General features: G+C 54.9%; 12 protein-coding genes. 9 read left to right on the forward strand and 3 right to left on the reverse strand.

Features of this window, described 5'->3' with window-relative positions; translation table 11 throughout:
• Window positions 1–87 precede the first annotated feature (87 nt).
• Window positions 88–507 carry a DUF4870 family protein gene (locus DY252_RS17845; protein WP_064788927.1) on the forward strand — a complete coding sequence of 140 codons (420 nt, stop codon included), beginning with the start codon at window positions 88–90 and terminating at the stop codon, window positions 505–507.
• A gap of 112 nt (window positions 508–619) precedes the next feature.
• Window positions 620–2,068: a deoxyguanosinetriphosphate triphosphohydrolase gene (locus tag DY252_RS17850; protein WP_231959716.1), complete on the forward strand. Its 1,449-nt coding sequence runs from the start codon at window positions 620–622 to the stop codon at window positions 2,066–2,068.
• Window positions 2,069–2,116: 48 nt separating this feature from the next.
• Here the strand turns inward: DY252_RS17850 and DY252_RS17855 are convergent, their stop codons facing one another.
• Window positions 2,117–2,860 carry a phosphoadenylyl-sulfate reductase gene (locus DY252_RS17855; RefSeq protein WP_082923481.1) on the reverse strand — a complete coding sequence of 248 codons (744 nt, stop codon included), beginning with the start codon at window positions 2,858–2,860 and terminating at the stop codon, window positions 2,117–2,119.
• A complete protein-coding gene (locus DY252_RS17860; RefSeq protein WP_008891572.1) occupies window positions 2,857–3,417 on the reverse strand; it encodes a precorrin-2 dehydrogenase/sirohydrochlorin ferrochelatase family protein in 561 nt (186 codons plus the stop codon). Before DY252_RS17860 ends, DY252_RS17855 begins: the two co-directional genes overlap by 4 nt.
• 252 nt (window positions 3,418–3,669) lie before the next feature.
• Between DY252_RS17860 and DY252_RS17865 the strand changes: the two genes are divergently transcribed.
• Window positions 3,670–4,725, forward strand: coding sequence for a COX15/CtaA family protein (locus DY252_RS17865; protein WP_064788928.1), 1,056 nt, complete (start codon window positions 3,670–3,672; stop codon window positions 4,723–4,725).
• Window positions 4,726–4,740: 15 nt separating this feature from the next.
• Here DY252_RS17865 and DY252_RS17870 read toward each other — a convergent pair whose 3' ends face one another.
• Window positions 4,741–6,009, reverse strand: coding sequence for a DUF3422 family protein (locus DY252_RS17870; protein WP_064788929.1), 1,269 nt, complete (start codon window positions 6,007–6,009; stop codon window positions 4,741–4,743).
• A gap of 209 nt (window positions 6,010–6,218) precedes the next feature.
• On the opposite strand from DY252_RS17870, the gene tldD reads away from it, so the two are divergent.
• The 6 genes from tldD (at window position 6,219) to DY252_RS17900 (ending at window position 15,351) form a co-directional block, all read left to right on the forward strand.
• Complete coding sequence (gene tldD, locus DY252_RS17875) at window positions 6,219–7,652, forward strand: metalloprotease TldD (protein ID WP_064788930.1); 1,434 nt, start codon at window positions 6,219–6,221, stop codon at window positions 7,650–7,652.
• A gap of 253 nt (window positions 7,653–7,905) precedes the next feature.
• Window positions 7,906–9,378, forward strand: coding sequence for a tetratricopeptide repeat protein (locus DY252_RS17880; RefSeq protein WP_064788931.1), 1,473 nt, complete (start codon window positions 7,906–7,908; stop codon window positions 9,376–9,378).
• A gap of 2 nt (window positions 9,379–9,380) precedes the next feature.
• Window positions 9,381–10,817, forward strand: coding sequence for a FecR family protein (locus DY252_RS17885; protein ID WP_064788932.1), 1,437 nt, complete (start codon window positions 9,381–9,383; stop codon window positions 10,815–10,817).
• Between the two features lie 25 nt (window positions 10,818–10,842).
• Window positions 10,843–13,131 carry a CHASE2 domain-containing protein gene (locus DY252_RS22715; RefSeq protein ID WP_064788933.1) on the forward strand — a complete coding sequence of 763 codons (2,289 nt, stop codon included), beginning with the start codon at window positions 10,843–10,845 and terminating at the stop codon, window positions 13,129–13,131.
• Window positions 13,132–13,234: 103 nt separating this feature from the next.
• Window positions 13,235–14,257, forward strand: coding sequence for a threonine aldolase family protein (locus tag DY252_RS17895; protein ID WP_064788934.1), 1,023 nt, complete (start codon window positions 13,235–13,237; stop codon window positions 14,255–14,257).
• Between the two features lie 74 nt (window positions 14,258–14,331).
• Window positions 14,332–15,351, forward strand: coding sequence for a threonine aldolase family protein (locus tag DY252_RS17900; protein WP_064788935.1), 1,020 nt, complete (start codon window positions 14,332–14,334; stop codon window positions 15,349–15,351).
• The last annotated feature ends 278 nt before the right edge of the window (window positions 15,352–15,629 follow it).

Below are 15,629 nucleotides of genomic sequence, written 5' to 3' on the forward strand. Positions count from 1 at the left end.
CCGCTATGGGATAGCTTTTATAAACTTTCGCGCTATATGATGGCAAAGACGCGATGGGGATTGCGACAACTTGATAGGATTTTATCCATGAACGACCATATCCACGGTCAGGATGCGTCTTTTGACAATGCTCCGCGCTATACTGACGAGCGCGGCGGGAATACGGCCGCTGTCTGTTACGGGCTGATGATCGCAACCCTGTTTACCGCCTTTGCGACAGGCTTTATCGCACTGATTGTGTCCTATATCGCGCGTGAAGACGACAATCACTGGACCAACAGCCATTACACCTTTGTGATCCGCACATTCTGGATCAGCATTCTGTATGCCATCATTCTTGGCTTCTTCACCTTCGTGATTGGCTGGATCCCGCTTCTGGGCTGGGCTGTCGTCGGGTTGATGGCACTTTACACCACCGCCTGGTTTATCGGGCGTAATGTGATCGGCCTTCTGCGTGCGTTGAATGGCCGCCCGATTGATAACCCGCAAAGCTGGTTCTTTGGCTGATCGCCCATAAATACGGTGCAATCGGGTCAAAGACTGTTTGTCCGATTGCACCGGACTCCCCGGCCCGTTAAAGTTGCCCGATAATAACATTTGATTTGGACAGGGGTAAAAAGTGGCGTCGTCTGTACAGGGTTCCGGCGATAAAATGCGCTGGGAAGATCTTCTTTCTTCTCATCGGCTTGAATTCAAGGACGGCAAAATTCGCCTGCCCGAAGGTGCCCCCTATCCGACACCCGATGGCCGAAGCCCGTTTCAGATCGATGTTGATCGGGTAATATTTTCATCCTCGTTCCGGCGTCTGCAAAACAAGACGCAGGTTCACCCCTTATCCGAAAATGATCATGTCCATACCCGCCTGACCCACACGATCGAGGTCGGCTCGGTCGGGCAGTCATTGGGACTGATGGCCGGTGCGCATATCGTCAAAAAACTGCCCAAGGGATCGGAAACCACCGTGGCCGATATCGGGTATATGGTGCAGGCAGCATGTCTTGCGCATGATATCGGTAACCCGCCATTCGGGCATTCCGGCGAGGACGCCATCAATGAATGGTTCACCACATCGCGCCTTGCCAAGGACGAGCTGACATCACGCCTTTCCGGGCCAGAACTTGAAGACCTGCGCCATTTCGAAGGCAACGCCCAGGGGTTACGCATCATCAGCCAGCTTGAAATGAAGCGCTTTGACGGCGGGCTTAATCTTACTTACGGCACGCTGGGCAGTTTCATCAAATATCCGCGCAGTACGTCGGTCCCTGATGCGCGCCGCAAGGAATATACCGGCCTTAAAAAGCCCGGCTATTATCAGGCAGAGCGCGACATTGCGTATGCAATTGCACGTGTCTGCGGCCTGTCACCGCTTGAAGGGTTTGATGGCGCATGGCGGCGTCATCCGCTGGTTTATCTGGTCGAGGCGGCTGATGATATCTGCTACTCGGTTGTCGATCTTGAGGATGGCTGGGAATTGGGCTGTGTGAGTTTCGAGGAAGTCGAACGTGCGCTTGCCCCGATTGCCCGCCATCCGGAAAAATATGAAGGCGATGCCGAACAACGCTGGAAAGACCTGCGCTCGGAAGGCTGGTATGCCGAAAAATCCGAAGATGACCGGATCGGCTTCCTACGCGGCAAGGCGATTGGCAACCTAGTCAAGGCCGCGGTTGATGCCTTCATCGAACATGAAGACGCATTGCTTTCCGGCACCATCGAAGGTGACCTGTTGGCCAACACCCCGCTTGGCCCCTATGCCAAGGCCTGCAAGAAACTTGCGGTGCAAAAAATCTATAACGCGCCGCATGTCCTGCCGATTGAAATGGCCGGGTTTGAGGTCATTAATGGCCTGCTGGATAGCTTTGTTCGGGCCGCCATCGACATTGACGAGCATAAAAATCATGGCAAACGTCTGCCACCACAGGCGGATCGCATCGACAAGCTTCTGTCGGGCAAGCTGATGGGAGCCCCCGACCTCTATAGCCGTCTGATGCGGGTGATGGATTACATTTCCGGCATGACGGATCGTTATGCGGTGACACTGTTCAGGAAGCTTCAGGGCATTACCATCTAACAAAAACCCGGCCAGATGGCCGGGTTTTTCATGAAAGCGTAATTAGGCTTAGATGATGTAGTGAATGCCGCACTCGGTTTTATCTTGCCCGGCCCAGCGTCCGGCGCGGACATCGGTCGTGTTGGGGTCAACACGTTCGGTGCAGGGCATGCAACCGATTGACAGGAAACCTTCGGCCTCAAGCGGATGACGCGGCAACGCGCGATGTTCAAAGATGTCTTCGATATCTTCGCGCTTGTACCCCGCCAGCGGATTGATCTTGATCCGCGACCCCGCCGGTTCAATCACCGGAAGCGCATCGCGTTCGCCACCGTGGAAGCGTTTGCGACCGGTCAGCCAGGCGTCATAGCCTTCCAGCGCACGCTGAAGCGGCTCCACCTTGCGCAGGTAGCAGCATTTCGCCACGTCCGAGGCGAACAGCATGCCGTTGGGGTCCTCGGCCTCCAACTTTTCCTCGTCCGGGCGCATGATCTTGATATTGGTCAGGCCCAAATGATCAACCAGCTTTTCGCGATAGGTATGCGTTTCGCCAAACAGCTTGCGGGTATCAAGGAAGATCACCGGCAGATCACGGTCGACCTCGGCCACCAGCGCCAGAAGGGCGGCAGCCTCTGTCCCGAAGGATGAGGTCATGGTGATGCGGCCGTTGAATTCTTCATGCACCATCGGTTCGATCAGTGACACACCCTGAAGGTGCCCATATTGATCCATCAAACGGGCGGCACGATCGGTGGCCTCCTCAACAGACATGGACCCGCCGGTGACGATGTCTTCTTCACGCATGACATTCATGGCAGCCACCTCCGCTGATCGATATATTCATCGGTCTTGCGCAAAAGGGTTTGCATGTCGGCCCCGTCGGCCTTCCATTTTTCACGCTGTTTGGACAGTTCGTGCAAGCGCTGTTCCCAGCTTGGCACCAGCCATTTTTCAAGCGCGCGGCGAATACGACCGGCAAGGCGCGGGCTGTGCCCGTTGGTCGAAACCGTGATCATCAGATCACCGCGCTGAATACGCGCGGGCGACGAAAAATCACAATATTGTTTAACGTCCTCGACATTGGCAATCGTGCCAACGGCCTTGGCAATGGAGGCCAGCTCGGCTGCCTTTTTAAGATCAAGGTCGATGATAAACATGATGGAGGCCGCGTTGACATCCGCCGAATTTGGCAAATAGCGCTGCAACCGATCACCGGCCTGTTCGGCCAGTTCGGGTATCGGGTCTTCAGAATAGACGGTAACGTATTTTGCCCCATCACCGTCAAACTGGCGCAAACGGTTCAGGGTGGCCTGACCGTTGCCGACCAAAGCGACCGAAAGTCGCGTCAGGTCCAGATTGATGGGAAACATCGTCGATCCTCTAATGCGGGTTTCTCTCTATTGCCCATGACTATGAGTGTGGATAGCAAATTATTCAATACATTTTTTATGTGTTTTATACACAAACAACACTAAATATTGGTATTTAATAGTTGCGAACTGACTGATCCATCAGACCCGATTTTTCCGTAAAGCTTTTCCTGCAATTCTTGCAAAATCGCCCTATATTGGGCCAAATTTCAAAACCCGTCCGCCAGAAGATACCTTCAAGAGAGCGTCCAGATGTCCAGCAGTGCCTCCCCTGCCCTGTCCGAAGTCAGCCTTGCGCAACCACAAGCCAACAAAAACGTCGCCATCTGGCTGTTTTCCTGCGCGGCGATGGTGTTCATCATGGTGGTGATCGGCGGCTTGACGCGCCTGACGGAGTCCGGGCTTTCGATTGTGGAATGGCGGCCGTTCACCGGCATCATTCCGCCGATGAATGAAGCGGACTGGCAGACGCTTTATGAAAAATACAGCCAGTATCCCGAGTTCCAGAAAATCAACGCCTGGATGTCGGTCGAGGATTTCAAATCGATCTTCTGGCTCGAATTCATCCACCGCCTGTGGGGACGGTTGATCGGGATTGTGTTCTTCATCCCGTTCGTTTGGTTCCTGGCCAAGAAATCAATTGATCGCGCAACCAAGTGGAAGCTCTGGGGTCTTTTCATTCTGGGCGGTCTGCAGGGCCTGATGGGCTGGTACATGGTGATGAGCGGTCTGGTTGATCGCCCTGATGTCAGCCAGTATCGCCTGACGGCGCACTTTGGTCTGGCACTGGTGATCTTCATCGCCCTGCTGTGGGTCGCCCTGCAACAGCTGAGCCCACGTGTGACAACCACCGCATCGTCAAAGCGCGCCTTGCAGTTGCTGTGTTTGATTGTGTTTACCGCCCTGTCCGGCGGCTTTGTTGCCGGCCTTAATGCCGGGCACATATACAACACCTTCCCGCTGATGGACGGGCAGCTGATCCCCGATGGCCTGTTCGTATTTGATCCGGCTTGGCTGGCGCCATTTGAGGACCATATGACGGTACAGTGGGATCATCGCTGGCTGGCGAAACTGACATTCGTGATGGTGCTGGTGTTCTGGTGGCGTGCTGGCAAATGGGACCTTAACCCCAACCAACGCTTTGCCACCCATCAGGTTCTGCTTGCGGCCTGCCTGCAGGTCACGCTTGGCATCACAACCCTTCTGACTGTCGTGTGGTTGCCGCTGGGTGTCGCCCATCAGGCCGGTGCGGTGGTTCTGGTTGGGGCGACGACCTATGCCGCCTACAAACTGCGCGATGCGACCTAGTTCGCAAACACCACGTCAGTCATCGGCACGATGCAGCGCCTTACGGATGCGGTGCATCGAAAACCAGATCGCGCCCAGCACCAGCGGCACGGCAACACCTGTGGCAACCCGGTCATTGATCGGAACCCCGGTATCCTTGATCGCCTTGAACAGGTAACCCAGAAGCCCGACCGCATAATAGGTGATGGCGGCCACCGACAAACCTTCAACGGTTTGTTGCAGGCGCAGTTGCAGCTTCACACGCCGATCCATGCTGGCCAGAAGGTCACGGTTTTGCGCCTCAAGCAGGATGTCGACACGGGTACGCAGCAGGTTGTTGGCCCGTGCGACACGCTTTGACAAAACTTCCAGCCGATCGCCGATATTCTGGCAGGTCCGCATGGCCGGGGCCAATCGCCGTTCAAGGAATTCGGCAATTGTTTGCATGCCCTCGATGCGTTCCTCGCGGAGTTCCCCCAGACGTGCCTGCACGATGCGATAATAGGCGCGTGCCGCACTGAAACGGTAATTGAGCGACGCTGCCATTTCCTCGGTCTGGGCGGCAAGGTCAGTCAGTTTGGCAAGCGTTTCTTCATCGTTGGTCTGGGTTTTACTCGCCATTTCGGCGGTGATTTCCGACAGGCGGGTATCAATTTCCGACACCTTTGGCGTGGCAGTATGTGCTAGCGGGAAGGCCAGCAGGGCCATCATGCGATAGACCTCGATTTCTTTAAGCCGCTGCACCAGACGCCCGGCCTGAAGGTGTTCTAGGCCACAATCCTTGATCAGGATGCGCCCAAACCCGTCGCCATGCAGACGAAAATCCGTCCAGACCTGCGCGGTACCGCCCAGTATGCGGCTGCCGGTCAGGCCATTATGATCAAACAACCGCGACAGTTCATCGTCACTCCGCTCAGCCTTGTCGACGACAATGTGTAACCCCACCAGCAATTGCCCGGGTGTATCATCAAGCCAATCACGCGGCACAAGATTGATCACCGGGTCTTCAAACGGATTATCAAACGGCTCGGTGCGCTTGAACACATAGACCGTGAATTCCGCATGCCGTTCCCAGATAACGGAAAATCCGTCACAAGCGGCTTCAAAATATTTCTGATCCTGGGCAGGTGGCGTCAGGCTATAGCGATGGCAAAAGGCGGTGAAATGGTCGCGCACCGCCTGATCAAGGTCTTCGCCGGTTTGAAAGGCGAGACAGGAACAACGCGCAGGGCTGGTCACCCCGCCAAATGGCCTTGCATGGATTTCATTATGAAGGGTGACGCGCTGGGGATGTTCGACAAACATTGCCACGGGCTTTCATAATTGGTTATTGCGGTCTATATAAACCACTCGGGTCCTGATTTTTTCCTGTGCCCGAACAAGTACCTGTATAGACGAAAGTCGAAGGCATCAGAAACCCTAAATTGAGTAAGGGAAAATACTGCCTTAACTGGAATATTATACAGGGAAAGACATTTTCTCTGGCCGAACAATTCCGGCCCCAAGGAGGTTCCATGACCGATCTTCGCACCACCGACAATCTGTTTTTCGCCAAGGGCGATCTCGATCGCGACCGGCTTGAATCACAGGTCAATGATGCGCTTAGCACTTCTGAAGACGGGGAACTCTTCCTTGAATATCGCCAATCCGAGAGCCTTGTCTGGGATGATGGGCGCTTGCGCAGTGCCAACTTTGACACCGCACAGGGGTTTGGTCTGCGTGCTGTTGCGGATGAAGCCACCGCCTTTTCGCATTCCAATGAATTGTCCAATGACGCGGTTGCCCGCGCCGCCGAAACCGTCAAGGCGGTTGGATCGGGCCGCTCGGGCAAAGTCGATCTGGGATCGATCGGCACCAATGTATCGCTTTATTCCGATGTGAACCCGCTGGGTGAAGCAACCTTTGAGGCCAAGGTTGACCTTCTAGCCCAGATTGATGCCTATGCCCGGTCGCGTGACCCGCGTGTTGTTCAGGTTTCGGCATCAATTTCCGGAAACTGGCAGGCAGTTCAGATCTGGCGTTCCGGCGGGCAGCGTATTGGCGATATTCGTCCCCTGGTCCGTTTCAACGTCTCGGTCGTTGTCAAACAGGGCGATCGCATGGAAACCGGATCGCACGGCGAAGGCGGGCGTATTGGCTATGACGGGTTCTTTGATGAAAAAACCTGGAAAAAAGCGGTTGATGAATCACTCCGTCAGGCGGTTGTGAACCTTGATTCTGTTGCCGCCCCGGCTGGTGAAATGACCGTGGTGCTTGGACCGGGTTGGCCGGGAATTCTTTTGCACGAGGCAATTGGTCACGGACTTGAAGGTGATTTTAACCGCAAGGGCACGTCTGCCTTTGCCGGGCTGCTGGGCCAGCGGATCGCATCGCCGGGTGTGACGGTGGTTGATGATGGCACCATCCATGACCGCCGCGGATCGCTTTCGATTGATGATGAAGGCACACCGACCCAGAAAACCGTCCTGATCGAGGATGGCATCCTCAAGGGCTTTATGCAGGATCGCCTGAACGCGCGCCTGACCGGTGTCAAATCCACCGGTAATGGACGTCGTCAGTCCTATGCCCACGCCCCGATGCCACGCATGACCAACACTTATATGCTCGGTGGCGACAAGGAGCCGGAAGAAATTCTGGCCTCGGTCAAAAAGGGCATCTATGCCGTCAACTTTGGCGGCGGTCAGGTCGATATTACATCGGGTAAATTCGTGTTTTCGGCCTCCGAAGCCTATCTGATCGAGGATGGCAAACTTGGCGCACCGGTCAAGGGCGCGACCCTGATTGGCAACGGCCCGGACAGCCTGACCAAGGTGTCCATGATCGGCAACGACATGGCGCTTGATGATGGCATCGGCACCTGTGGCAAGGACGGGCAAGGTGTTCCTGTTGGTGTCGGCCAACCGACGCTCCGCATTGATGGTCTGACCGTCGGCGGGACCGCAGTATAACCTTGGGTGACCTATGGATAGGAGCAAAACCACCTTTCGATAAATTTACTATACGCAAGGTGCGAAATACTATCCATCCACACATGGCAACACCAACCTGCCGAATGGCTATCCCTGTCTTTTCAAAGACCATAATCTGATTTGATCGTTTCCAAACAGGTTATGGTCGCCATTCGGGTTTCGTCGCCAAAATTTATGCTGACATTCCGTGCACCCGATGACGGTCGTGACCTGCCAATGGTAGGAAAGCAGTTTGACGACAGGCAGATGGCAGTACGTTACCGCGCTGATTGCAGCGGGTCTAACGTCGCTTGCAATCGGAACAACCGCGGTAAGCGCACAGCAAAGCATTGATGTGCGCACAGATGAAGCACGCCAGTTTTCCGAAGATTTCGAGCGACTCACCGACGTAACCGCACGGGCGAACTTTCTGCTGAGCACTGATGATGGCGGTGACATTACCTATGCCGACATCCTTGCAAATCCCGATGACATCGTCCTCAACTTCCGCTGGGCCAAGGCGCAGCTGGCGCGTGGTGACGTCCGCGGGGCATCCGCAACCCTTGAACGCATTCTTGTTCTGGACCCGGATCTGGCACCGGTGCGGCTTTATTACGCGATTGTTCTTTATCGCCTTGATAGCCTAGACGAGGCCCGCAGCCAGTTTGATCGGCTGTTGCAAATGGATATCTCGCCAGATGTCGAAGCCAATATCCGTCAGTATGTCAGCGCCATCGAGCGCCGCCGCAAGCGCCTGTCACAAAGCCTGACCCTGACACTGGGAAGCCAGATCGATAGCAACCGCAACGCGGCCCCGAACGACAAGGTCCAGCTTTTGACCGGCACACCGACGACCATCACCGCAAGCGGCGACAAACCCAATAACGACATCGCCTATATCGGGGCGCTTCGCTACGACGTCAGCTATGACCTTGGCTATCAGGAAGGCCACGAGGTTTTTGCAAGTTTAACCGGCTATGGCAGTGACCAGGTCCAGCTTGACGCGCTGGACCTTGGATCCTTTTCGGCTGAAATCGGCACACATATTCGCGGCGGATACTGGATGCTGACCCCGACACTCAGCCAGACCGCGCAGTCGCTTTCGCGCGAAAAGTACCTGACCGCCAGGACCGGCCGTCTGCGGCTGGATTGGAACGTGCGCCCGTTCTTTAACCTCAACGGTGATATCAGCTATTCTGACGAGCGATACCACAACACATCTGAATCCAGTGCGCTTCGCCTGCATTCGGGGCAGCGCTATGGCGCACGGATCGGCGGCAACTACAATTGGTCGCCAAATCATCGTACGACGGTGAATTTTGCGGCCGGGATGAAGGATGCCGCCAGAAACTATTATAGTTACAATAGCTTGAGCGGCGAGCTGATCCATGCTTATCTGTTTGGCGGGGGAAGTTACATCAGCGGAAGTATTCGCTATGGCATGGACCAGTACCGGGATCCGGATTTTCTGACGACCGGCAATTCGCCGCAACATCGCACGGATCGCAGTACTCGGACCCGCCTGACATACGGTGCACCGCTTTCGACGATCTTGCCGACCGACTTGTTTGGGGATAGCAAAACGGCAAATCAGATACTTGGCTTTCTGGCACCGATCAACTGGTCGGTCACCGGTGAGTATCTGAACACAAAATCAAACATTCCCAACTACGAATACCATAACGCACGTGCACAGGTATTTCTGACTCGCCGCTGGGAGTTCTAGTGATGCAAATGGCCAAATATTCGCCCCTGAAATCGACTGCAACAATCTGTCGACTTGCTGGCGCAACGTTGCTTTGCGCACCTTTGATTGCCGCAACAGTCTTTATGGCGCCAAAACCCGCCAGTGCAGAACTTGAAGCCGAAATGGCGGGCGTCTCGGCCGCTGTAACCGGCGAAATCACACTTTCCAAAGTCACCGGCGAAGTCGGCATTCTGGTCGAAAGCGGCATGCCGGTCTATCTGGGGGATCGGATCGTCACGTCAGCCAACTCGGGCATGCAGGTGCTGTTGCTTGACGAGACAGTCTTTACCATCGGCCCGAACAGCGATGTTGCAATTGACGAGTTCGTTTATGACCCGGCCACTGGCGACGGACGCATTGTCGCCGATATGGCCAAGGGCGTGATGCGCTTTGTCACCGGCAAAATCCCGCTCAACAATCCATCAAGCATGGATGTGAACCTGCCAGTTGGATCGATTGGTATTCGCGGCACCATTGGCCTGATCCGCTCCATGACCGCCGAACAGGCAAACGAGATCGTACCGGGCAGTTTTGATACCACCGACGCAAACACTGCAAACCAGCTGGTTTTCATGGCAGTAAACCAAGGACCCGGCCTGTCGCGCAATGACACGACGTCACGGCCCGGCGCCTTTGCCGCCTTTAACCAGAATGGCGGCTCACAAAGTGTGACCGGCGAAAACTTCGGTGTCTTTGTCTCAGACAGCAACGTCACCACGCCCACACGTTTCCCGACCAGTGCCGCAACTTTTGATTTTTCGGCAAACGTTGTCCGCACCGCATCACTTGGTGGTGGCTCGGATTCCGGGTCAGGTGCAAGCTCGACCTCATCCACCACACAGCAGCCTGTTGTCACCAGCCAGCAAACCGGACAGGCCCAAAACCAGACCGGCGCAACCAGCGCGCAGGCCGTTGACGTCGCCATGGCGCAAATTGGAACAGTCAACAGCGCCGCAAACGTCGCTGAAACCACGACCATCCTGAACAACAATACGCAAAGCGCTTCATCAAGTTCTTCGGGACCATTTACCTATGACGGGCTTCGTCAGGTAACGAGTGGTAGCGCAACGACTGGTACGATCAACGTTGATGGCGCTAATGTGGATTACAGCTTCGTCTCGACCGTGGACTACGCAAATCACAAGATTACTGTCTACTTTTCGAACATTCAAATAAACGATACAGGCCCGTTGGGTTCAGCTGACATCGGTGACGTGAACAGCGCGCCAACCTTAGTTGACTATCTCAACAAGTCAGGAACCGTAGAGTTTACAAGCGGTGATTTTTCGTATGATGCTAACTGTCAAAATATGGGATGCAACGCGACGGCAAAGTTTAAAGATGCCCATAACGTAGAGTTTAATGTGTCGACTACCAACCATACTGAAGGCACCGACGGCAGCGCAACGCTTGAATAGTTTTGTACGGCAGACGGAAGTCTGAATGGTCAAGCACCTCAGCAAACCCGTTCTTTTGACCGGGCTGCAATACACCGCTCCGCTGGCCATATTGTTCACCTGCATCGTTTTGCGTTGGCAGAATGTACCGGTGATTGATCAGCTGCGTTTAACGGTTTTCGATTTTTATCAACAAATTGCACCGCGCGCTTATGAAGATGTCGGGGTTCGGATTGTCGATATTGATGAGCGCAGCTTGGCAAGCGAGGGCCAATGGCCATGGCCGCGCACCAAGCTTTCGGAATTGCTTTATCGCCTGCGCGCCAATGGGGCGCTTGTCGTTGGCTTTGATATGGTTTTTGCCGAGCCTGATCGTACATCGCCATCACGCGTGATCGACGATTGGCCGCAAAGCACCGAACGTGATCGTATTGCGGAAATGGCAAAGGCCTTGCCAGATCACGATCAGCTATTTGCCCAATTCATCAAGGGTACAGGCAACGTGGTCACCGCGGTTCAGCTCCGCAATGGCGAGTTTGATGCCCTTCCCCGCCAGGTCGGGAACTTCAGTGCAGCCGGCGAAGCAGGTCGCACGCTTTCGGATTTCGTTCCGGTCTTGCCAAGTGCAGCCAGAAACCTTGATATTATCGAGGCGGCAGCGACCGGCAATGCGCTGGTCAACGTCTCGCCGGGTCAGGACGGGATTGTACGCCGTGTGCCTTTGATGGCCGCCATCGATCATGAACAGCCAGGCATTGGCAAGCCGGTCTATCCGACGCTCAGCCTTGAGATGTTGCGCGTTTTACAGAATGCCCCCAAGACCATGCTGGTACGGATGTCCGGGGCGAGCGGCAGTACGCGCTGGACCAACGCGGAAGGCATTGCGTCCGTTCGTGTTGGCGCCCTGACCATCCCGACGGATCGCGCCGGGTATATGTGGGTGCATTTTACCGGCCATCAGAAAGACCGATATCTTTCGGCGACAGATATCCTCAACGGATCAATCGGAACCGACATCCTGCAAAATAAAATGGTCCTGCTGGGGACGAGTGCGGCCGGGTTGCTTGATTTGCGCTCCACCCCGCTTGATCGCGTGATCCCGGGGGTCGAAGTCCATGCCGAGATGCTTGAACAGATGCTGATTGAACATTTCCTGACCCGTCCCTATTGGGCGGCGGAAGTCGAAATGCTGGTCCTTCTGATCATCGGCATGTTCTTCATTCTGGCAGTCCCACGGCTTGGTGCGGTGTGGCCGGCGGTGATTGGTCTGGCGATTGCCACCAGCGCAATTGGCATTTCCTGGTGGGCCTACTCACATAAACTCGTCCTTATCGATCCGCTCTATCCGATTGTCGGTTTGGCAGCCGTCTATCTTGCAACCAGTTCGCTTGGTTTCATGCGGACCGAGGGCGAACGCCGTAAGGTGCGCGCAGCCTTTGCCAACTATCTGTCACCGGCATTGGTGGCGCAACTGGCCGAACATCCCGAACGTCTGAAACTGGGCGGCGAAACCCGTGACATGACCCTGATGTTCTGTGATGTCCGCGGATTTACCGCCATATCCGAAGGTTTCAAATCCAATCCGCAAGGCCTGACACGCCTGATCAACCGGCTTCTCACACCACTAACGGACTGCATCCTGAACCGTGAGGGCACGATTGATAAATATATGGGCGACTGCATTATGGCGTTCTGGAACGCGCCGCTGGATGTTGAAAACCATGCCCATAATGCCTGTGACAGCGCGCTTGCGATGCGACATGCGCTTGAAAAGCTCAATGACGAACGCAAACAGGAAGCAGAACAGGCCAATGAAGCCTTCCTGCCGCTTAATGTTGGCATAGGGATCAATTGCGGTGATTGTCTTGTCGGCAATATGGGATCGGATCAGCGCTTTGATTATTCGGTGCTGGGCGATGCGGTCAACCTCGCTTCCCGGCTCGAGGGACAATCAAAGAACTATGGCGTCAATGTCGTGCTGGGCGAGGATGTTGCCACACGGGTTGATGATGATTTCGCACTGATCGAACTCGATTTGATCACCGTTAAGGGCAAAAGCGAAGCGCTGCATATCTTTACCCTGCTGGGCGATAAGGACATGGCGGCATCAGCGCAGTTCAAAAACTTCGCCGATCTGCACGCGGCCATGCTTTCGGCCTATCGCGCCCGAAACTGGGATGAGGCCGAAAATTTGATCGCAGAATGCCAGCAGGCATCAAGCGATTTTGCGAAGCTTGGCGACCTTTATGATCTTTACGCCAGCCGCATTGCTCTGTTCAGAGAAACGCCGCCACCAGCCGATTGGGATGGCGTGTTTGTCGCCACCAGCAAATAGCTGACTTGCCAAGCACGCAAAATCCAAACAATCTTGGCCAACCACCAAACAGCATTAACTTGCCGAACTGTGCGCCTTTTTACGTCATCCCTTTGAGGCCCCAATGAATTTTTCATCAGACAATGTCACCCCGATCTGCCCGGAAATACTTGCGGCCATCGCCGCCGAAAGCGATGCCAGCGCCCTGCCCTATGGCGCGGATGACAAAAGCCAAAAGCTTGATGCCGCTTTTTCAGAATTGTTCGGGCGTGATGTATCCGTAGTGCCGGTTGCAACCGGAACGGCGGCCAACGTCATCGGGCTTTCGGGGCTGGTGTCGCCGTTTGGCGGCGTGGTCTGTCATCACCACGCCCATATCAATGTCACGGAATCCACCGGTGTTGCCTTTTACGGCGGCGGGGCAAAGTTGCTGGGGATTGACGGGCCGTCGGCAAAGATCGAAGCCGACGCACTGGATGCCTATTTGACCAACCATGTTTCAAACGGCATGCATTCAGTTGATCCGGAATGTGTTGCGATCACGCAAAGTACCGAGTTCGGAACCGTCTATTGCGTTGATGAAATTCAGGCGATTGGGTCGGTTTGCCAAAAACACGATATGCGGCTTTTCATGGATGGGGCGCGCTTTGCCAATGCGGTTGCCGCCCTTGATTGCCACCCATCTGAAATCACATGGAAAGCGGGTGTTGATGTCCTGAGCTTTGGCGCCACCAAGAACGGTGCGTTGGCTGTTGATGCGATCATATTGTTTGATCCGGAACTCCGGCGCAAAACGGAACTGAACCGCAAGCGAGGTGGTCATCTGTTTTCCAAGCATCGCTATCTTGCTGCACAGCTTCTGGCCTATCTTGAAGATGACCTGTGGCTGCGCAATGCCCGTCATGCCAACGCGGCAGCAACGGCACTCGCCAAATCGCTTTCAAGCATGGGCGCAACGCCCGCCTTTGCCCCCCAGGGGAATGAGTTGTTCATTCACATGACCAATGCGTTGGCAGAAAAGCTCCGCGAGGCGCGTATTGTATTCCGCCCCTGGCCGTCGCTTGGTCCGGATGCCTATCGATTTGTCTGTGCCTGGAACAGTCCGATCGAGATGATCGAAGCCTTACCGGAAACCGTTGGTCAATAGCGCAGCCTTGCCATGCCGCGAAGTTGCATGTGATATCACCGCCCCAATGCCACCAAAAAACGACGAGATTTAAGATGAATTTTGCCTCGGACAATGTATCGCCCTTTTGCCCGGAAATTCTGGAAGCCCTGACAAAGGACGCGTCTGTCAATGCGCCGGCCTATGGCGGCGACGCGCTCAGTCAGCAACTCGATGCTGCCTTTTCCGAACTGTTTGACAAGGAAGTTGCCGTCATTCCGGTTACAACCGGTACTGCGGCAAACTGCATCAGCTTATCTGAGCTTGTTTCGCCCTATGGCGGGGTGGTTTGCCACCACGAAGCCCACATCAACGAGGATGAAAGCACCGGCGTTGCCTTCTTCACGGGCGGCGCGAAGCTTTTGCCGATGGATGGCCCGGCAGCAAAGCTTGAAGCAGATGGCCTTGATGGCTTTGTCAGCGGTCTGGTTGATCGCGGTGTGCATTCGGTGTCGCCTGAATGTGTGGCGATCACACAGGCGACCGAACTTGGTTCGGTTTACAAGGTCGATGAGGTCAAGGCGATTGGCGAGGTCTGCCGCAAGCATGACATGCGCCTGTTTATGGACGGGGCGCGTTTTGCCAACGCGATGGCACATCTCAAATGCCATCCGGCCGATGTCACCTGGAAGGCCGGCGTCGACGCCATCAGCTTTGGCGCGACCAAAAATGGTGCCATGGCGGTTGATGCCATTGTTCTTTTTGACACCAGCCTGAAACCCCGGATCGAGCAGGCGCGCAAACGCAGTGGCCATCTGCATTCCAAGCACCGCTACCTGGCGACCCAGCTTCTGGCCTATATCAAGGATGATGTCTGGCTGAAAAATGCCGGCCATGCCAACGCAGCAGCGCAGGCCCTTGCCGACGTCCTGATCAAACAGGGCGCGTCACTTACGCATGCGGCAGAGGGCAATGAGCTGTTTGTCAAAATGTCCCCGGATCTTGCCGGAAAATTGCGTGATGCCGGCCTGATGTTCCACGGCTGGCCATCGCTTGGCGCGGATGTTTATCGATTTGTTGCGGCGTGGAACGCGGATATCGTGCAAATCACCAAACTCAATACCACTCTAGGGTAGAAATTGAGGCTAAAAGGCCGCGTGAAATCAAACGAATCATTATGATTCAATAAGATATGAATCGTTTAAAAGCACATTTTAAACACGTGATTTACCGATTTTACCCGCCGAGCCTTGAAAAAAATGCACTGCTGCAATGATGAAACCGGACAGTGAATTTCATAAAAATAACAAATACTTGACTTAAATTCATCATTCGAACCTGCGGCCGCACTACGTAAAATCCCGCAGGAACCGTTGACGATACGCAGAAACCCTGATTACTTTCCCTCGTCGAT

It is taken from the genome of Thalassospira indica, assembly GCF_003403095.1.
GTDB lineage: Bacteria > Pseudomonadota > Alphaproteobacteria > Rhodospirillales > Thalassospiraceae > Thalassospira > Thalassospira indica.